Origin of the sequence: Chloroflexus sp. (genome assembly GCF_034432675.1) — a bacterium.
GTDB lineage: Bacteria > Chloroflexota > Chloroflexia > Chloroflexales > Chloroflexaceae > Chloroflexus.
In genome coordinates, this window is record NZ_DAOUBI010000147.1 from 22,605 (window position 1) to 41,980 (window position 19,376).

Consider the following 19,376-nt stretch of genomic DNA (forward strand, 5'->3'; position numbering starts at 1 on the left):
GTCACATATTACGCTTGTTTTTACTATACGCAATATTGAGCTTGAAGGCAATACTGAGTTACGCATTATCAGCCAGGGCATGGTGATAATGCCGGCGATCTACCTGCACCATTAGCGACTGCGACTCAGGAGTGATGCGACGTTCTCAACTGCTTCCTGTGCGTCACGCCCCAAAAATGTGCCCGGCATCTTGTGCGTCAACACCGGATTCAAATTGAATGCACGACCACCATAGCCGAAGAGAGGAGTAGGCGGTGGTAACTGTTGCAATGCCCGACCAATTTCGAGTAATTGGGTGGCCGTTTCGGTCGTTGAAGCAGACAGACACACCAGGTCGGGTTGGATATGCCGTACCGCATCAAGAAGGTCTTTTACCGGCACTTCCGGGCCGAGGTAGATTACCTGCCAGCCGTGGCGCACCAGAAAGACGGCCAGCATCAGGGCACCAAGATCGTGTTGTTCGCTTGGCGCACACCCTACTACAACCAGCCCCCGACCCTCGGTAACGTTATAGGTATTGAACAGGCTTGATAACTTACGCCGAATGAACTGGGTAGCAAAATGCTCTGCGGTTACCGAAAGCCGCCCGGCATGCCACTGCTCACCGATTTCAGCCATTGCCGGCTGGATCAATTTCAAAAAGACATCTTCCAGCGGATAGAGCGCAAATGCTTCACCCAGAATTTGCTCGGCCCGTGTCGCATCAAAATCGGTTAAGGCAGCGATCATGCGTGCCTGCATCCGTTCCCAGGTATGCGGTTCGGTATCAACTGCGGTATTTAGCCACGAAAGACTGGTGTCGCTCCCCTCGATCATCAGGGCAATAGCCTGACTAATCGTCAATCCTTCGGCTGTTCGATCACGCAGCCAGCGAATCGTTGCAATGTCGCGCTCGGAATACAGGCGATGACCACCTTCCGTCCGCTGTGGACGCGGTACACCGTAACGGCGTTCCCAGGCGCGGAAAGTGTCGGCAGGCACGCCCGTCTCCTGTGCGACAGCCTTGGTATTGTAGCGTGGCTTGTCTGAAAATTGGGAGAGAAAATGCTGCGGTGCCATGGTTCCGCGACCCTTCCCAGCGCTTATGCAAAGACGAGACTATTGCGCATAGTTTTTACACTTGAATCCTATTGTACCATCATTCACGAAAATGATTGCACATTGGAATGATATTTTGACCTGTATTGACCAACCGTGAAGCGTGGTACAATGTTACAAATATTGTAACACGGTGCACAATCACTGTCAATAAATTGCACAATCAAACAAGACACTTTTGAACACAAGGTATCAATAATACCATGCGGGCACTCATTACTGGCATTAACGGTTTTGTTGGCGGCCATCTCGCCGAATATCTCCTGGCCGATGGACGCTGGGATGTTTGGGGACTATCACGCTCCTCTTCGCTCGCCCTCCCCGAACTGATCGGTAACGTGCAGATCGTCCAGGCCGATCTGGCCGATGCTGAGGCTACTACGCGTGCCCTGGTGCAGGTGCGACCGAACGTTATTTTTCACCTTGCCGGTCAGCCATTCGTGCCGGAATCGTTTCGCGACCCGGCGGGAACGCTGACCACCAATACGTTGGGTGCCTTGCACATTTTTCTGACGTTGATTGAATACCGCATGACCACCCGTGTGATTGTGATTGGCACGAATGAGGAATACGGGAAGATTGACCCGGAGGATTTACCGATTGACGAAGACACCCCCCTGCGTCCGACCAGTCCGTATGGGGTGAGCAAGGCCGCCCAAAGTTTGCTGGCGTTGCAATACCACTACAGCCACGGTCTGGATGTCGTGTGTGTACGGCCCTTCGCCCATATCGGACCACGCCAGAATGAACGATTTGTGACTGCCGCCTTTGCCCGTCAGATTGCACGGATCGAATTGGGTTTGCAGCCGCCGGTTGTGCAGGTTGGTAATCTGGCTGCGCAACGCGACTTCACCGATGTCCGTGATGTTGTCGCGGCATATGCGTTACTGGCCGAACACGGCGAGAGTGGTGAGGTGTACAATGTTGGATCGGGGCGGGCCGTAATGATACGCGAGCTGCTTGATATGCTATTAGCCGAATGCACGGTACCGGTTGAAGTGCGGCTCAATCCCGAATTGATGCGCCCGATTGATATACCGTTGGTCGTCTGTGATGCGAGTCGGCTCTGTGCCCGCACCGGCTGGCAACCGCGCTATACGCTGACAGAGACGCTGCACGATATCCTGAATTACTGGCGCGCACGAGTCCGTGCAGAAGTACAAGCGACCACCGGCTGAGAAAATCGTCACTCAAACCCCGGTTTGCGGTAAACTTTTTGTGGTCTGATGGCGTTATACTACGCCTATCTATCAGGAGCGTTGTGTACATTTAGTAAGTAGAACTGTCTATGAAAGCTGTTATTCTTGTTGGTGGGCAGGGATCACGTTTGCGCCCGCTGACCTGTCGGACACCCAAACCAATGTTGCCGCTGGTCAATCAGCCGTTCATCGAGTGGATGTTGCTGCGTCTCCGCGACTATGGCATTCGAGATGTCATTCTAGCCGTGCAATATCTGGCCGACCGCTTCCGCACTGCGCTTGGCGATGGTTCCCGGCTGGGAATGAATGTCCACATCGTTGAGGAGCCGGAACCGCGTGGTACTGCCGGTGCGGTGAAACACGTCGAGCATATGCTCGATGGGACAACCTTTGTCTTCAACGGCGATGTGATGACCGACCTTGATTTGCAGGCAATGCTCGATTTTCATCGCGAGCGTGGCAGTAAGGTGACCATCTCACTCACGCCGGTTGATGATCCAACGCAGTTTGGGCTGGTCGAGACCGAACGCGATGGACGTGTGCGCCGTTTTCTTGAGAAGCCTCGCGTTGAAGACATCACGACCAATCTGATCAACGCCGGTACCTATCTGATTGAACCGGAGATTTTCCGCTACGTGCCCCCGAATCAGTTCTATATGTTCGAGCGCGGCCTCTTCCCGGTGATGCTTCAGACCGGTGATCCGATGTACGGATTCCCGTCACGCGCTTACTGGACGGATATTGGCAAGCCGCAGACCTATCTCGACGTGCATCATGACATTTTGATCGGCAAGGTGCAGTATCACTTCCGGGGCCAGCAGATTGGCGAGCGTGTCTGGCTTGAAGGCGAAGCAGAGATTCACTCTAGCGCACAGATTGTTGGCCCGGTGGTTATCGGGCACGGGACACGGATTGGGCGCGGGACACGGATTATTGGCCCGACTGTCATCGGCTCGCGCTGTACGATTGGTCCTGAATGCCAGATCGAAGGCGTGGTCATGTGGGATGGGAATACGATTGAAGAGGGCAGCACACTCCGTAACTGTGTGCTGGGGTACAACAATCGGATTGGCGAGCGATCCCACATTATTGACGGCACTATCATCAGTGATGAGTGTCAGATTGGTCAGGAAAACCGGCTTGAACGCGGCATTCGTATCTGGCCGGGTACCACCCTGGGTGACCGGGCAGTTTCGTTCTGAGGGGCTATCCGATCCGCAGGGTGAGCCGAACGTTCTCCCGCATAGTATTGCAATCGCCGAGAAAGATTATCCCGTCATCGTCCGGTAGGGGCGCACGACCGTGTGCCCCTACCGCTGTCTCTGCTGAGCTGTGCAGGCTTTCATACAGCCCGGAGTGATTAGGAATCTACGCTATGTCAAATCTTGAGCGATAGGGGGAAACACTGCCTGTTACCGCATATGCGCTGAACCGTGACTATCCATCCCCTCTGCGACGATCCGTGGGTGTCACATGCAGGATACGGATGGGCGGGTTCCCGTAGGGACGGGTTTGGAACCCGCCCCTACGGACGTACATTTGCCCGTTCACATTGTCATACGATGATGCGGTATATGACAGGTTATACGTCGTCAATCCTGTACCAAACCACACAGCGCTGCCCACACCCACCTGAATAGATGAAAAGGTAGGGGATGATGCGATCACCCCCTGATCACCCCCGCTGAGCCAACAAATCACGAATTTCGGCTAACAGGCGTTCGCTCGGCGTTGGTTCCGGTAGTGCAGGCGGCGGAACATCCGGCTTACTCCGCATACGATTGACGGTACGTACAATCATGAAGAGCACGAATGCAATCAACAGAAAGTTAATCACCGCCGTCAAGAACGAGCCATAGGCTAACACCGGCCCGGCGGCCTGAGCTTCGGCTAACGTTGTCGCAGTTTGACCGGCCAGCGGAATAAAATAGTTGCTGAAATTGGCCCGACCACCAAACAACAGGCCAATCAGCGGATTGATAATGTCGTTGACCAGCGAATTGATGATCGCTGTAAATGCCGCCCCGATAATCACGCCAACCGCCAGCTCGATCACGCTACCACGGCTAATAAATTCGCGAAACTCTTTGAGCATCATTCCCCCATACAACATAAAAACGCTCTACGCAACCATACTGATTTCATGAATAAAGATTGAGGTGTCGAAGATTGAGAAATGGTCTAAGAATCTTCACACCTGGTTGCGGGCTATTGCACTCTACGTAACCGAATTTGTGATAACGTGTACATAGTATCACCGTTGGCAGAGGGTTTCAAGCCTGAGATAAGCATGCTATGGCACGACCGAAACAACCGCCGCATCCGATGATTGCTCGCGCTCGCGCTCATCTGCGCACTATTGCACCCGATCTGCAATATGCGCCACTGATCCTGCGCACACTCGATGGACCATCTGGCAGCCCGCGCTACGCTGTTTCAGTCGCACGCTGCCAGAATGTGGGAGAATGTCCGTATGAAATGGCCGATCCTTCGGTCTGCACGGTGCCAAGTTGTGATCTCCGCCGCTCACTACGCCTCTTGCTCAACGCCGATGGCAGTCTGGCACAGGTTATCGAAGGCCACCGTCGCTGGAATCCACGCCCACTCGACGATCCCGGGCCGTGAAGGATGATACAACAAGGAGGTTGCAATGTATCGCCACATTCTCGTTCCCCTCGATGGTTCGGCACTTGCCGAGCAGGTATTACCGCACGTCCACGCCCTGGCCGCCAATGAAGGTACGACGAAGATCACATTACTCCGTGCGGTACCACCCATTTTTACTACCAGTGTTGATTACAGCGGTATGCTGGCGACGACAACTGAAGCCATCACGCAGATGGAACAGGAGGCGCTCGATTATCTGAACCATATTGCCAAACAGTTTCAAAGCGAGGGTTATCAGGTACACACCGAAATCAGTGCTCTCCCACCGGCCGAGGCTATTATCGAGTACGCTGCGAATCACAATGTCGATCTTATCGTCATCGCCACCCACGGTCGCAGTGGACTGAGTCGCTGGGTGTTTGGCAGTGTGACCCAAAAGGTTGTGCAGGTTGCTCCCACGCCGGTGCTGGTGATCCGTCCGCGCCACGACCATGACAAGTCGTAACGCCGTATTACCGGCCTGCGACGTGGCTGGTTCAGATATACTGGCAGGGTGTGAAGTCGCACGCCAATCGCTCCTGATCCCAGTCGGTCTGTTCATTCATCCTGAGAGGGCAGAGCTAAAACCTGCCCTCGCGGAACAGGTATTGCCCACCGCTGCTTAGTTCCCCGGTGGAAGGCACGCGCCAGCTATCTACACCAGACCGGTACCGACAACGATACCGGTTTGTAACTCTGGTTGCTCAACAGCTTTGAATTTCCTGTGCAAAAGTTGTGTTGCGACTTACCCTATTGACGCAACCCTCACACCCCTGATAATCTGTTCTTAACAACTTTATTTTCCTTTCCAGCACACGCCCAACGGGCGCGGGCTTGCGTCAAGGAGGACAGCTATGCGAGCGTTCGAATCGGAAAGGATCCACAACATCGGCATATTCGGTCACCTCGGCAGCGGGAAGACAACGCTGGCCGAGGCAATGCTGATGACCGCCCACGCCATCCCGCGGATGGGGCGCGTCGAGGACGGGTCTACGACGAGTGACTACGACCCCGACGAGCACCGACGCGGGATGTCTATTTCGCTGAGTGTGCTGCCGCTAGAGTGGAACGGCGATAAGATCAACCTGATCGATGTGCCCGGTGCCGCTGATTTTGCCGGTGAAGCTGCCGCAGCGATGCGTATCATCGATGGTGCATTGCTTGTGCTGGATGCAAGCGCCGGTGTTGAGGTCGGTACCGAACTCTTCTGGGAGATGGCCGTTCAACAGCGCATTCCACGCATCCTGTTTATCAATAAACTCGACCGCGAAAATGCGAATTTCTACCGCGTGATCGAGCAGGCCCGCGAGTTGCTCGATGCCGCTGTTATTCCGATGCAGATTCCTATCGGCGCCGGTAAAGAGTTCAAAGGGATTATCTCACTGCGCCAGCAAAGAGCCTGGCTGACCAGTCCGAAACACGACGGCGGCTATATTGAGGCTGATGTGCCGGCGGAACTCAATGATCTGATGCACGAATGGCGCACCGCGCTGATTGATAAAATTGCCGCGACTAATGATCATCTGATCGAACGGTATCTTGAAGGCGGTGAAGATGCGCTGACCCGCGAAGAATTGCTGCTTGGTCTGCGCACCGGTATTGCTGATGGTTCAATCGTGCCGGTGTTCTGCGGTTCGGCAACTGAAGTCGTCGGGATTGCCCAACTCCTTAATGGAATCGTTGACTCTATTCCTTCCGCAGGCCGCAAGACGACCACTGCCACCGATCTGAACACCGACCAGGAGGTTGAGCTGCGTCCAGACCGCACCGAACCGCTGGCGGCACTGGTCTTTAAGACGGTCTCTGACACCTACGGCAAGCTTAGCTATTTCCGCGTCTTTTCAGGTGAGGTGCGGGCCGGTATGACGCTTATGAATGCGCGTACCCGCAAGGAAGAGCGCGTTGCCCACGTATATATCGTGCGCGGCAAAGAGCAGATTGAGGTTGAGTCGGTCGGGCCTGGCGATATTGGTTTGTTGACGAAGCTCGGTGATACGCAAACCAACGACACTCTTTGCCTGTCGTCGCGACCACTGGCGCTTGCTCCCATCCAGTTCCCGGCACCGGCCTTCATTGCGACGGTCAAGCCACGCAGCCGTTCTGACCTTGATAAACTCAGCTCTGCGCTCACCAGGATGACCGAAGAGGATCCGTCTCTCCACGTATCCCGCGATCCGCGTACCGGTGAGGCATTGCTCAGTGGTCTGAGCGAGACGCATCTCCAGATTATTGCCGAGCGGATGAAGCGCAAGTTCGATGTGAATATTGACCTCGAACTGCCCCGCATCCCCTACCGCGAGACGATTCGTAGTGTTGCGACTGCTCAGTACCGTCACAAGAAACAAACCGGTGGGGCCGGTCAGTTCGCCGATGTCGCGTTGCGCGTCGAGCCGCTCCCGCCCGATCCGAACCGTGAAGATCCGCTTGAGTTCGTGAACGAGATTGTGGGTGGTGTAATCTCGCGTGGGTTTATGCCGGCCATCGAAAAGGGCATTCGCGAGGCGATGGAAGAAGGCATCATTTCGGGCAATCCGGTCGTCGATGTGCGGGCTGCCGTTTTCGATGGGAAAGAGCATCCGGTTGACTCGAAGGAAATCGCCTTCAAGACCGCTGCGAAAGAGGCGTTCCGTCTGGCTGCCCAAAAGGCCGGTGTGATCATTCTCGAACCGATTTACAATATGGAGATCATTGTTCCCGATCAGTTTGCCGGCGATGTGATGAGTGATATGAGCACGCGCCGTGGTCGGGTGCAGGGGATGCTGCCGACCGGCACCGGCAAGACGGTGATCCACGCCCAGGCTCCTCTGGTCGAGATTCAACGCTACGCAACCGATTTACGAGGGATGACCCAGGGCCGTGGCCGCTTCTCGATCAGTTTCGCGGGTTACGAAGAGGTGCCGCCACATCTGGTTAACCAGATTGTCGAAGCGCACAAGAAAGAACTGGAAGCGGCGCATAGCCACTGAGCCGGTTCTGTCCGAGGGGATCAATGTAGGGGCGGGTTTGGAGTGGGGGCGGGTTCCAAACCCGCCCCTACAGCATTGGGCCTATGCAATGTCGGATAGCAGGTCTCCGGTTTGGTGCTACGTAACGAATCTACTGATGGTAAATGCCAGGTCGAGATGATGAGGGCGATCATCTGGGATGCGAGCCGGAGGTGCGCGCTCCCAGGATGCGGTGTATGTACTACGAACCACGTGAGGGGTTCATTCAAGGAGGTCCGAATCCGAGAAATCTGCGAAGAGACCACTTGCGTAGACAGGTTCTAGCGACACCCTCATCTACCCTGGCAAAGGTTAACAAACAGGCAGTGAAACAGCTTTCCACTACTCTCCCCACTCCCCACTCCCCACTCTCCACATCAATATCCTTACCCCGTTCACCCTGCTTGACGCCGCGCAACTCACGGCGTATACTGTCAGATAACGGCGATGACGGGGACGAGTAGCTATCGCCAGCTCTGCAGCGAGCCTGGGACGGTGTGAGCCAGGTAGAAGCAGCGATAGTGAACATCACCCCTGAGCTGGCAGGTGAACCGCGTGATGGTTTCGTCCGCGCAGTAACCGCGTCCGGAACGCCCACCGTTAGCGGGGCAGAGTGTTGATCGACACTCGTAAAGTGCGGTGCTTTGTGGCAGGTGCCACAGCATCGAATTGGGGTGGTACCGCGGGGTTAATTTGCCTCGTCCCCTGTTGGGGACGGGGCTTTTGGTTTGGTTCGGATGGAGGTTTCATGTTCAGACCAGTTGACACTAACGTGAAGTTCCCCCAGCTCGAAGAAGAGGTGATTGCCTGGTGGGAAGCGAACAACATTGTCGCGAAATCGCTGGCAGCCGGCGATAAGCCGTTTGTCTTTTACGAGGGACCACCAACCTCGAACGGTCGCCCCGGCCTGCATCACACCATCGCACGCAGTTTCAAAGATGTGATCCTGCGCTACCGCGCTATGCAGGGGTATCGGATCATCGGTCGGCGCGAGGGCTGGGATACGCACGGTCTGCCGGTTGAAATCGAGATTGAGAAGAAGCTCGGCTTCAGCGGCAAACCGGATATCGAGCGCTTTGGGATTGCCGAGTTTAACCGTCTCTGCCGCGAAAGCGTCTGGGAGTACATTCAGGATTGGAAGGCGTTTACCAAGCGCATCGCCTTCTGGCTCAGCGAAGATGCCTACATCACCTACGAAAACGATTATATCGAGTCAACTTGGTGGATCTTCCGGCAACTGTGGGATCGCGGGCTGCTCTTCCGCGATTACAAGGTGACGATGCACTGCCCGCGCTGTGGCACGAGCCTGAGCGATCACGAAGTGAGCCTCGGTGCCCGCGATGATGTTGATGATCCGAGTGTGTACATCAAGTTTCGGGTAAACGGCTTTACCACACCGCCCCCTGCCGTTGATGGCACTCTCGAAGGGGCATTTCTGGTGGCCTGGACGACCACGCCCTGGACGTTGCCAGCTAATGTGGCCCTGGCCGTGAAGCACGATGCTGAGTATGTCGAAGTCGAACACAACGGCGAGCGGCTGGTGATGGCTGCCGCTCTGGTCGGTAATGTCTTGCCGGCTGAGAGCTTTACGGTGTTGCGCCACTTCCGCGGCAATGATCTGGTTGGTCTGCGCTATGAGCCACTCTTCCGGGGTGTGCCGGGTGCCGGTGACACCGTCGATTGGGATACTGCCTACCGGGTGATCGCCGACGAAATTGTCAGCCTCGATGATGGTACCGGCATTGTGCACATCGCACCGGCCTACGGTGACCTTGAGGTTGGACGCAAACATGGTCTACCCACCCTCTTCTCGGTTGGGTTGGATGGGCGCGTGCTGCCTGAATTCGCCGAACTCGGCTTTGCCGGTACGTTTTTCAAAGAGGCCGATCCCGATATTACGCGGAATCTGAAACAACGGGGTTTACTCCTGCGCAGTGGCCGGGTCCGTCACTACTACCCCTTCTGCTGGCGCTGTAGTACACCACTGCTCTACTACGCCAAGCGCTCGTGGTACATTCGCACGACCGCGTTTAAGGCCGATCTGGTCGCCAACAACCAGCAAATCCACTGGGTACCAGAGCATATTCGCGATGGCCGCTTCGGCAACTGGCTTGAGAATAACATCGACTGGGCTATCAGCCGTGAGCGCTATTGGGGAACGCCAATCCCGATCTGGACCAACGCCGATGGCTCGCATATGGTCTGTATCGGTTCGCTGGCCGAACTGGAAGAGAAGGTCGGGCGTTCACTGCGCGATGTTGATCTCCACCGTCCTTACATCGATGAGGTGGTGTGGGAAGACCCCGAGCACGGCCTGATGCGGCGCATTCCCGACGTTGCCGACTGCTGGTTTGACAGTGGCTCGATGCCGGTTGCGCAGTGGCACTATCCGTTTGAAAACCGTGACATCTTCGAGATGGCCCACCCCGCCGATTACATCTGCGAGGCGGTTGATCAGACGCGGGGCTGGTTCTATACTCTGCACGCGATCAGCACGCTGCTCTTCGACCGACCGGCGTTCAAGAATGTGATCTGTCTCGGTCATATTCTCGACGAAAACGGTCTGAAGATGAGCAAGAGTAAGGGCAATGTGATCGAGCCGGAAGAGGTGATCAATGCCTACGGGGTTGATGCGTTGCGCTGGTACCTGTTCACCGCTGCGCCTCCCGGCAATGCTCGCCGCTTCAGCATGGCACTGGTCAGCGAGAGTATGCGGAAGTTCCTGCTAACTCTCTGGAATACGTATGCCTTCTTCGTGACCTACGCCAATCTCGATCAGTGGCAGCCGGGCAGCAAGCGTACTGCCGAACTGCAACCGATTGATCGCTGGGCACTGGCGGCACTCAATCAGCTCGTCCAGCAAGTCACGACATGCTTCGAGGAGTACGATGTCTATACGGCGGCCAATGCCATCGAACATTTCGTTGACGAGCTGTCAAACTGGTATGTGCGCCGTAATCGCCGTCGTTTCTGGAAGAGTGAAGCTGATGCTGACAAAGAGGCAGCCTACCAGACACTCTACACCTGTCTGGTGACGGTAGCGAAGCTGGCGGCTCCGTTTATTCCGTTCGTCAGCGAGGAGATCTATCGCAATCTGGTCGCCGAACGTGATTCGTCTGCCGCCGAGAGTGTGCATCTTGCCCAATGGCCGCGTGTCGATCAGTCACTGCTCGATGCGCAACTGGTCAGCGATACCGAAGCCCTGCTCACTGCCGTTTCGCTGGGGCGGGCAGCTCGCAAGCAGGCCAATCTGAAAGTTCGCCAGCCGCTGAGTGAAATCTGGCTACGGGCCAGCACGCCGGCAGTCCTCAACGGTGTACGGCGCTTCGAGAGTGAGTTGCGTGATGAACTCAACGTGAAGGCAGTACGCTACCTTGACGCCAGCAGTGCTGTGGTGGAATACCGGTTGAAGCCAAACCTGCGTCTGGTCGGCAAGAAGTTTGGCAAGCTGGTACCGGCCCTCACCGCTACTCTGCGCGACCTGAACGGTGATGCAGCGCGAGCCGTTGCCCAGGCGGTAGAAGCTGATCAGCCTGTCCACCTAACAGTTGATGGCCAGACGGTAGAACTGTTAGCTGAGGAAATCCTGGTCGAGAGCAGTGCTCCGGCGGGGTACGTGGTTGCCGAAGCTGATGGGATGCTGGTCGCGTTGAATACCACCGTCACCGAAGAGCTGCGACTCGAAGGTGCAGCCCGCGATCTGGTGCGTTACGTGCAGGATGCGCGTAAGAGTGCAGGGCTGGCGATCAGTGACCGCATCCATCTCTTCCTCCATACTGATGACCAGCGTGAGTTGCTTGCCAGTACGCTGGCCCAGTACGATCAATACCTCAAGACTGAAACACTGGCCCTGGAACTCACTGTTGGCACACCGCCGGCCAATGCCTACACCGAAACCCATGAATTCGGTGACGGTGAGGTGACGGTCGGTGTGGTGAAAACAGGCTAGTGTCGATCCAAATCCCAATGCTCTCCGTGTCTCTGTGGTTATATCATACCACAGAGACACAGAAGTCACAGAGAGGAGCGGAAGACATCCAACAAAGCACCTCTGTGTTCTCCGTGTCTCTGTGGTGAAATCGAAATCGCACCGCAGAGGGGAGCGGAACAGGTAATCCAACAAAACACCTCTGTGTTCTCCGTGTCTCTGTGGTGAAATCGCACCACAGAGGTTTTTTTATTCCGTCTGTGCCCCTGGCAGGGGCGGGATGGAAATCGTGAGGTTCATCTGCCTTATCCCAACTGTGAGCAGTGGTTTCCTGGTATGATGAGAATAGTGTCGCTGATCTGTTTGCTGTTTTTTTGTTCTACATCAACGAGGATATTGTTATGCACCGGCTTTTGATTGTGTTTGCCATCTTCATCGTGGCTGGTTGTACCTCTGCAAATGCGCCGCGTCCACTACTGAACGAGGTGCCGACGTCGGTTAGCCAGTTGCCGCGGCCCACAGCAACGATTGGCCCGTCGCCAACGACATTGCCGCCGCTGGCGACGGTAAGTACGTTCGATGAAGCCGTGATAACCACGGCTGGCTTGAATGAGATTGAGCAGCAATTAATCGCACTCTACCGACGTGCTCATCTGGCAGTGGTCAGCCTCGATGTGGTTGTGGATCAGAGTGCGGATCTGCCACCAGGGCATCCACCGGTAAGCCCCGATGGCCTGGTTGGTCAAGGGTCTGGCTTTCTGTTCGATACGCAGGGTCATGTGGTTACCAACCACCACGTGGTAGCCGGTGCAACGAACATTCAGGTGCGGTTTGCCAATGGGGCGACGGTGCTGGCTGAGCTGGTCGGTAGTGATCCCGATAGTGATCTGGCTGTGATCAGGTTAACCAATCTGCCAGAGGGCCTGGAACCACTGCCACTTGGTGACAGTGGTGCGTTGCAGGTTGGTCAGACTGCGGTTGCGATTGGCAGCCCATTCGGCGAACAGAATACACTCACTGTTGGCGTGATTAGTGGTCTGGGACGCACGTTGCGCGCACCGACACGCAGTTTTGGCAGTTTCAGTATTCCCAATGTGATTCAGACCGATGCCGCAATCAATCCGGGCAATTCGGGTGGGCCGCTGTTGAACCTGCGCGGTGAGGTGATCGGGGTCAACACAGCGATTGCCGTCAGCCTGGGTGGACGTGATTTCGAGGGGGTGGGTTACGCAGTGCCGGCGAGTACTGTGGCGCGGGTGGTGCCGGCATTAATCAGCCAGGGCTACTATGCTCATCCCTGGTTGGGAGTCAGTATGACCACGGTCGATACGCTGTTTGCGCAACGTTTTGGGTTGTCGATTGATCGGGGTGTGCTGATCGGCGCGGTGCAACCAGGGAGTCCCGCAGCAGGAGCTGGGTTGCGCGGCGGTACGACCTCTGCCACGTACCGCGGATTACCGGTGCAGCTCGGTGGTGATGTGATCATTGCCTGCAACGACGAAGCGGTCTTCTCAAGTGACCAGCTCGTCGGGATACTTGACCGGTTTCAGGTTGGTGATCAGATTACGCTCACGATTTGGCGGAATAACGAGCCTGTGACCGTCCCGGTGACACTGGCGGCGCGTCCATAGTTGCCGGGATGCGGTAGAATGACGGTAAGGATTGACTTCGGAGCTGCATGTCTATCAGCGTGATGGATGCAGCTAATAGCGTATGAGAGTGATACAGCATGACGGTTCCTATCATCCGCGACATTGATACTGCCCGGGCCGGTATTTTGCGGCGTATGCCACTCGATGACGATGCCGCGACAACTACCGCTGTAGCCGGGATTATTGCTGCCGTGCGCCAACGGGGCGACGCCGCATTACGCGAGTATACGCAACGCTTCGATGGAGTTGATCGGGAAGCGCTTGAAATTCCACGTGAGCGATGGGCTGCGGCGGCGGCTGATCTTGATCCGGCATTACGTCATGCCCTCTTGCTGGCAATCAGTGAGATTCGGCGTTTTCATGAACGGCAACTACGCAACTCCTGGGTTGAATTTAGCGTCGAAGGAGCACTGGGGCAGTTGGTGCGGCCCCTGGATCGAGTTGGGCTTTACGTTCCCGGTGGTGCAGCCCCGCTCCCGTCATCGTTGATCCACGCTGCGGTACCGGCACGTGTCGCCGGTGTACGCGAGATTGTCGTCTGTTCGCCACCACAACGCTCAACCGGTGAACCGGCTGCGGTCGTGATGGCAGCAGCGCATCTGGCTGGGGTTGATCGTTTGTTTGCAGTTGGAGGCGCCCAGGCCATTGCCGCGCTGGCCTATGGTACCGAGAGTATCCCACGGGTGGAGACGATAGCCGGGCCGGGGAATCGGTATGTCATTCAAGCGATGCGCCTTGTGTACGGCACGGTGGGAATCGTCAGTCTGCCAGGACCAACCGAGACCCTGATCATTGCCGATCACACCGCCAGTCCACGGGCGGTCGCGGCCGATCTGCTGGCACAGGCCGAACATGTTGAGGCAAGTGCCATTTTGTTGACACCTGATCCGGTATTGGCCGAACAGGTGCAGGTTGAAGTCGAGCGACAGCTTACTATACTACCGTCACCAAACGCCCAGGCTGCCCGTGACGCTGTGACCCGGCGTGGTGGGATCGTGATTGTGCCCGATCTGGCAACAGCCTTCATGCTGGCTAATGACTACGGGCCAGAACATCTCTGCCTGTTGGTCGCCGACCCGTGGTCGTATGTCGGAATGGTGCGCAACGCAGGCGGTATTTTCCTGGGTGAAGAGTCGTTTGAAGTACTGGGTGATTATGTTGCCGGGCCATCACACATCATGCCAACCGAGGGCACGGCGCACTACGCTTCACCGGTCAATGTGGATAGTTTTCGGAAAGTCATCTCGCTGGTTGGTCTGAATCGGAGCGGCCTCAAGCGGATTGGGCCAGCAGCGGTGCGATTAGCAGAAGCAGAGGGTCTTTTTGCGCACGCCGCAGCCGTCAAGGTTCGTTTTGAGTCGGCAGACGCCGATGGGAGGGAGTAATATGTCAGGCTTTCTGGTTAGTTTTGTGAGCATTCTGTTCACTGTTCTGTTTTACGCCATTCTAGGGCGTGTGCTGGCGTCATGGATTGATCCACAGGGTAATTTTCCGGCCACCCGGTTTCTGCACGAAATTACGGAACCGATTCTAGGGCCTATTCGCAGTGTAATGCCTAACTTCGGAATGTTTGATTTTTCGCCGATTGTTGCCATGCTGCTCCTCCAGCTTCTTGAGCGGCTCATCATCAGTGCAATTCGGTAACGGGTATCTGCCGGTAATGATGATTGAACGCACAACGGACCCTCAAGCACATTACATGCGACATTTGAAGGTGTTCCTTCGATATTCATTATCTAGTTGACATAACAATCAGGTTTCCTGTCGAATGAACGTTGAGGTGTGTTCGCGGACATTGTGGACATAATGCATGGCTCAGGAAACGTTACCCTCGCACGAGACTTCAACAGTAGATGATCGGTTGCTCTTAACCGTGGTGTTTCTGGCCGGGATTGGCACGCTCGGTATCGAGATGGTGATGCCGCGCATGCTGGCACCCTTCTTCGGCACTTCCCAACCGATCTGGGCCGTCGTTATCGGCATGACCCTGGTCTACCTGGCAATAGGTTATCGTCTGGGTGGTGCGCTGGCCGACCGTCGGCCAGACTGGCGGTTGTTGTTTCAACTCATCGGCTGGGCCGGGCTGAGTTGTGCAATCATTCCCTTTCTTGCCCGCCCGATCCTTGGCCTGGCCCAGGGCGCACTACGGAACGTCGCTGCCGGTGGGTTTCTGGCAGCGTTGATCGGGGTTATCGTTCTCTTTGCGGTGCCGGTCATTCTGATGGCAATGGTTGGTCCTTTTGCAATCCGGTTGCAGTTGCGGCGGGCCGACGATGTTGAACACGCTGGACGGACAGCCGGTACCATCTCGGCGCTCTCAACAATTGGCTCTATTGCCGGTACCTTCCTGACGGTGCTGGTGCTGATTCCGGCGATTGGCGTCACCAACACCCTCTTTCTCTTTGCCGGCTTTCTGGTAGTCCTGAGTTTGATCGGTTTACGCGATCCGCGGCGCTTGTTCCTGGTGTTGACAGTTATTTTACTGGCTGGAGCGTATCAGCTCAATACCGGTACTATCAAAGCTGCTGATTGTCGTAATTGCCGGTTGATCGCTGAATTCGAGTCGGATTACAACTACATTCAGGTTGCCGAGCAGGAAGTAACCTACAGTGACGGCGTGGTTGATCGGCGGCGGGTCTTGATTCTCAATGAAGGATTAGCATTGCATTCCATCTACCGGCTCAAATACCGCGAGACGGGTGATCCGCTTGATCTTCTCACCGATGGTGGGCCGTGGGATTACTTCAGCGTTGCACCGTACCTCTACCCCAATACCCGGCCAGAGGATGTGCGTTCACTGGCGTTGCTCGGTGCCGCGGCGGGGAGCATTGCCCAGCAATTTCTGGCTATTTATGGTCCTGATACCGTCATTGATGCAGTAGAAATTGATCGAAAAATCAGTGATGTGGGCAGGCGCTACTTCGACATGGCTGATGGCACGGCGCAGGCGCCCTACTTCACCACCTACAACGAAGATGCGCGCTACTGGCTGGCAACCACCGACCGCCAATACGACGTGATTGGGATGGATGCCTACCACCAGCCGTACATTCCATTTCACCTCACCACCATTGAATTCTTTCGTGAAGTCAAAGCGAAACTTACTCCTCGCGGCGTGGCAGTCGTGAACGCCGGGAGACCGGCGAGTGGTGATGACCGGCTGGTGAATGCACTGGCTTCCACTATGATCGCTGTCTTCCCACAGGTGTATATCATCGATACCCGCTTCAGCAACGCGATCTTGATTGGGGTGAATCAACCGGTTGGCGACGGGGTGATCAACTTTATCGAAAATGCCACCCAGGTCGACGAACCGGCACTGCAACTGGTGATGTACTGGTCATTGTACGAAGGGCGTTTCGGGCCACTGCGTGAATTCACTTCGACGATGGCCCAATTCCAACCCTTCACCGACGATCATGCACCGGTTGAACAACTGATTGATGGTTTAATCTTCAGCGAAGTAGGGAGAATAGATCGGTAATGGGTTGACAAAGTAGCAAAATATATGTTACTTTTATATCGGTTACTCAGATTGTTTGATGGGAAAGCTATATTCTATGGCGCATTCGCCGTTACAACACCGTAGATTATACCACCCGGCACCGTCCGGGCAGCTTGCCTGTTACTGCGCCAGTCGTCATCGCGGGCAGCGCAGTATGGGCGGTGACAGTGCGGCGTTGCAGGCCATAAGGGCAGTTTCTTCCGCAAACCGCATCAGGCCGCTCTAGCACGGGGCCAGGACGCCCCCGGGCAAGAGCCTTTGTTATGGTGATAACATCGGTTCATGTTAAGGGGGTTGTATCTTGGCACAGCGAGTTCTCGTTCTCAACGCAAGTTACGAGCCACTGCAACTGATTTCAGTGCGCCGTGCGCTTATCCTCCTTCTGCAAGAAAAGGCTGAGCTTGTCGAAGCTGCCATGCAGCAGTTGCGGGCGCAATCCGTAACCTACAGTGTGCCGCTGGTTATTCGGCTGGTACGCTACATTCGGATCCCGCGCCAGCTCAGGCTACCCTGTTCGCGACGGGCAGTATTTGCCCGTGATCGTGAGACCTGTCAGTATTGTGGGCAGCAGCCCGGACGGAACAATCTTACGATGGATCACGTTATTCCACGCTCGCAAGGTGGTCAGACCACCTGGGAGAATGTGGTGACGGCGTGTCGTGATTGTAACCACCGCAAGGGTGGGCGTACTCCCGAACAGGCCAACATGGTACTGCTCTCGACACCGCGCCAGCCGCAGTATCTGGCGTTTGCCTTGCTCGGCGAGCTGGAACGGCACGATGTCTGGCGAAAGTATGCCTACACCTAAGCGTCGGTTAGGCGATGTTGGTGAACAGGCGGCAGCAGCGTATCTGGAACGATGCGGATACACGATTATCGCTCGTAACTGGCGCTGCCATGATGGTGAGATCGATCTGGTTGCCCGTGAAGGTGACCAGATCGTTTTTGTTGAGGTTCGTACCCGTCACGATCAGCACGCGCTGGAGACGATTACGCCGGCAAAACAGCAACGTCTGGTTGCGCTGGCGTATCACTATCTTTCGGCGCACGATCTCCCTGCTACGACCCGCTGGCGGATCGATGTGATCGCACTTACCGCTCGCGGTGGACGGATTGTTGAGTACGATCACGTGATTGCCGCTGTGGGTGAGGATTAGAGGTCGGCAAGAACAGCAGGGTAAGCGGGGCGACGTGCACCCGGCGTTGAAGGGATCAGGACGGCGTGGCAGCAGGGGTACGGCATGCCGTGCCCCGACAACTCCAGCGCTGGCGTCAAAGAGATTAGATCGGTGTGGTGGAGGGGCGACGCATGCGTCGCCCCTACAATCCGGCAGCGTACACGTTGTTCGCGGGCCTGGTGTGACACGCGCCCGGCGGGGATTGTGGCGGATGCGGTTTTTGAGGATGACCAACCGGACTCGGCACCAAGCCAAGTGACACGCGCCCGGCGGGGATTGTGGCGGATGCGGTAGGGGTGGCTGGTGTACGTCATCATGCGCTGACCGGTTTTGTGGACAAAAACTGCATCGGATATCCGGCACTGACCGGCTGACTGGCAGTCACGGGTAGTAAGATACTGTTCATACACCAGGAACCAAGTGTTTATACTCTAATTGTCGAACAAATATGTACCTCTGAACTGCGCAGGTTGACAAGCCGATGTTATGGAACAAGATACCAGCATGATCACGTGGCATCACAGTCCAGCACACCTCTTTGTGCCAAATGCGTTTTACATCGTCACGGCTTCCACGCTATGCCATCAGCCCTTGTTCAACTCACCACAGAAATTGCATATCCTGCAAAGTGCTCTCTTCGAGATTATGCAAGCATACAATTGGCAATTACAAGCGTGGGCTGTATTCTCCAATCACTACCACTTTATTGCTCAGTCGCCTGAAGATAGCAGCTCGTTAAAGTCCCTGATCTAACGGTTTCATTCTCAAACTGCACGAGCGATTAATGTTTTGGATGGGAGTAAAGGTCGCAAGGTCTGGTTTCAATACTGGGATACTTGTCTAACCTATGAACAAAGTTACCTGGCACGCCTGAGTTATGTTCACAACAACCCTGTCAAACACGGGCTGGTCGCGAGTGCCGAGCAGTATCCCTTCTGTTCAGCTACATGGTTTAACGAACGTGCGCCAGGTGCATTACGAAGGAAACTGGCAACGATACCGTATGACAACATCGATGTACCAGAGGTACATTGTTGTTGATGTGATCCAGGAGAAATAGTCTCAGCCAAAGCCTGTTATGGACGTTGGACCTTGAACGGCATCATTGCCTATCTGAACATCAATGCCGCATCCCGCCGTGCCCGCTCCTCCCTCCATCCACGTCGTCCGCCTCGATGTCGGAGAC

The 19,376-nt window shown here is 55.7% G+C and carries 14 protein-coding genes and 1 other annotated feature; of the genes, 12 read left to right on the forward strand and 2 right to left on the reverse strand.

Translation table 11 applies throughout. The annotated features are described in order from the left end of the window. Positions 1-111: 111 nt before the first annotated feature. On the reverse strand, positions 112-1,059 hold the full coding sequence (locus tag VAE55_RS11275; protein WP_322815881.1) for a MerR family transcriptional regulator: 948 nt from the start codon (positions 1,057-1,059) through the stop codon (positions 112-114). A 242-nt stretch (positions 1,060-1,301) separates the two neighbouring features. Between VAE55_RS11275 and VAE55_RS11280 the strand changes: the two genes are divergently transcribed. After that, entirely contained in the window at positions 1,302-2,276 is a 975-nt protein-coding gene (locus tag VAE55_RS11280; RefSeq protein WP_322815882.1) for a GDP-mannose 4,6-dehydratase, read from the forward strand. A 110-nt stretch (positions 2,277-2,386) separates the two neighbouring features. Continuing rightward, entirely contained in the window at positions 2,387-3,499 is a 1,113-nt protein-coding gene (locus tag VAE55_RS11285; RefSeq protein ID WP_322815883.1) for an NDP-sugar synthase, read from the forward strand. A gap of 473 nt (positions 3,500-3,972) precedes the next feature. On the opposite strand, the gene mscL is transcribed toward VAE55_RS11285, so the two are convergent. Beyond that, entirely contained in the window at positions 3,973-4,392 is a 420-nt protein-coding gene (gene mscL / locus VAE55_RS11290; protein WP_416181192.1) for a large conductance mechanosensitive channel protein MscL, read from the reverse strand. Between the two features lie 200 nt (positions 4,393-4,592). On the opposite strand from mscL, the gene VAE55_RS11295 reads away from it, so the two are divergent. The 10 genes from VAE55_RS11295 to VAE55_RS11340 all read left to right on the forward strand — a co-directional run bounded on the left by VAE55_RS11295 (position 4,593) and on the right by VAE55_RS11340 (position 18,169). Continuing rightward, on the forward strand, positions 4,593-4,922 hold the full coding sequence (locus VAE55_RS11295; protein WP_322815885.1) for a hypothetical protein: 330 nt from the start codon (positions 4,593-4,595) through the stop codon (positions 4,920-4,922). A 25-nt stretch (positions 4,923-4,947) separates the two neighbouring features. Continuing rightward, a complete protein-coding gene (locus VAE55_RS11300; RefSeq protein WP_322815886.1) occupies positions 4,948-5,409 on the forward strand; it encodes a universal stress protein in 462 nt (153 codons plus the stop codon). Between the two features lie 388 nt (positions 5,410-5,797). Continuing rightward, positions 5,798-7,909 carry an elongation factor G gene (gene fusA / locus VAE55_RS11305; protein ID WP_322815887.1) on the forward strand — a complete coding sequence of 704 codons (2,112 nt, stop codon included), beginning with the start codon at positions 5,798-5,800 and terminating at the stop codon, positions 7,907-7,909. Positions 7,910-8,365: 456 nt separating this feature from the next. After that, positions 8,366-8,636, forward strand: a binding site (T-box leader). A gap of 39 nt (positions 8,637-8,675) precedes the next feature. Further along, positions 8,676-11,876, forward strand: coding sequence for an isoleucine--tRNA ligase (gene ileS, locus VAE55_RS11310; protein WP_322815888.1), 3,201 nt, complete (start codon positions 8,676-8,678; stop codon positions 11,874-11,876). Positions 11,877-12,256: 380 nt separating this feature from the next. Continuing rightward, positions 12,257-13,486, forward strand: coding sequence for a S1C family serine protease (locus VAE55_RS11315; RefSeq protein ID WP_322815889.1), 1,230 nt, complete (start codon positions 12,257-12,259; stop codon positions 13,484-13,486). Positions 13,487-13,584: 98 nt separating this feature from the next. Then, positions 13,585-14,892 carry a histidinol dehydrogenase gene (hisD, locus tag VAE55_RS11320; protein WP_322815890.1) on the forward strand — a complete coding sequence of 436 codons (1,308 nt, stop codon included), beginning with the start codon at positions 13,585-13,587 and terminating at the stop codon, positions 14,890-14,892. A gap of 1 nt (position 14,893) precedes the next feature. After that, positions 14,894-15,151, forward strand: a complete 258-nt coding sequence (locus tag VAE55_RS11325; protein WP_322815891.1) for a YggT family protein — start codon at positions 14,894-14,896, stop codon at positions 15,149-15,151. 166 nt (positions 15,152-15,317) lie between these two features. Continuing rightward, the gene (locus tag VAE55_RS11330; protein ID WP_322815892.1) at positions 15,318-16,991 is read left to right on the forward strand and encodes a fused MFS/spermidine synthase; all 1,674 of its coding nucleotides are present in this window, start codon (positions 15,318-15,320) and stop codon (positions 16,989-16,991) included. A 322-nt stretch (positions 16,992-17,313) separates the two neighbouring features. Then, a complete protein-coding gene (locus VAE55_RS11335) occupies positions 17,314-17,820 on the forward strand; it encodes an HNH endonuclease (protein ID WP_012258555.1) in 507 nt (168 codons plus the stop codon). Further along, a complete protein-coding gene (locus VAE55_RS11340) occupies positions 17,807-18,169 on the forward strand; it encodes a YraN family protein (protein WP_322815893.1) in 363 nt (120 codons plus the stop codon). The genes VAE55_RS11335 and VAE55_RS11340 overlap by 14 nt, the downstream gene beginning before the upstream one ends. Positions 18,170-19,376: the final 1,207 nt, after the last annotated feature.

Excerpts from the sequence above, each read along its gene's own strand:
- VAE55_RS11300 (WP_322815886.1), top strand. The coding sequence starts at position 4,948 with ATGTATCGCCACATTCTCGTTCCCCTCGATGGTTCGGCACTTGCCGAG.
- VAE55_RS11275 (WP_322815881.1), bottom strand. The coding sequence starts at position 1,059 with ATGGCACCGCAGCATTTTCTCTCCCAATTTTCAGACAAGCCACGCTAC.
- VAE55_RS11315 (WP_322815889.1), top strand. The coding sequence starts at position 12,257 with ATGCACCGGCTTTTGATTGTGTTTGCCATCTTCATCGTGGCTGGTTGT.
- VAE55_RS11295 (WP_322815885.1), top strand. The coding sequence starts at position 4,593 with ATGGCACGACCGAAACAACCGCCGCATCCGATGATTGCTCGCGCTCGC.
- VAE55_RS11330 (WP_322815892.1), top strand. The coding sequence starts at position 15,318 with ATGGCTCAGGAAACGTTACCCTCGCACGAGACTTCAACAGTAGATGAT.
- VAE55_RS11280 (WP_322815882.1), top strand. The coding sequence starts at position 1,302 with ATGCGGGCACTCATTACTGGCATTAACGGTTTTGTTGGCGGCCATCTC.
- hisD (WP_322815890.1), top strand. The coding sequence starts at position 13,585 with ATGACGGTTCCTATCATCCGCGACATTGATACTGCCCGGGCCGGTATT.
- VAE55_RS11325 (WP_322815891.1), top strand. The coding sequence starts at position 14,894 with ATGTCAGGCTTTCTGGTTAGTTTTGTGAGCATTCTGTTCACTGTTCTG.
- VAE55_RS11285 (WP_322815883.1), top strand. The coding sequence starts at position 2,387 with ATGAAAGCTGTTATTCTTGTTGGTGGGCAGGGATCACGTTTGCGCCCG.
- ileS (WP_322815888.1), top strand. The coding sequence starts at position 8,676 with ATGTTCAGACCAGTTGACACTAACGTGAAGTTCCCCCAGCTCGAAGAA.
- fusA (WP_322815887.1), top strand. The coding sequence starts at position 5,798 with ATGCGAGCGTTCGAATCGGAAAGGATCCACAACATCGGCATATTCGGT.
- VAE55_RS11340 (WP_322815893.1), top strand. The coding sequence starts at position 17,807 with ATGCCTACACCTAAGCGTCGGTTAGGCGATGTTGGTGAACAGGCGGCA.
- mscL (WP_416181192.1), bottom strand. The coding sequence starts at position 4,392 with ATGCTCAAAGAGTTTCGCGAATTTATTAGCCGTGGTAGCGTGATCGAG.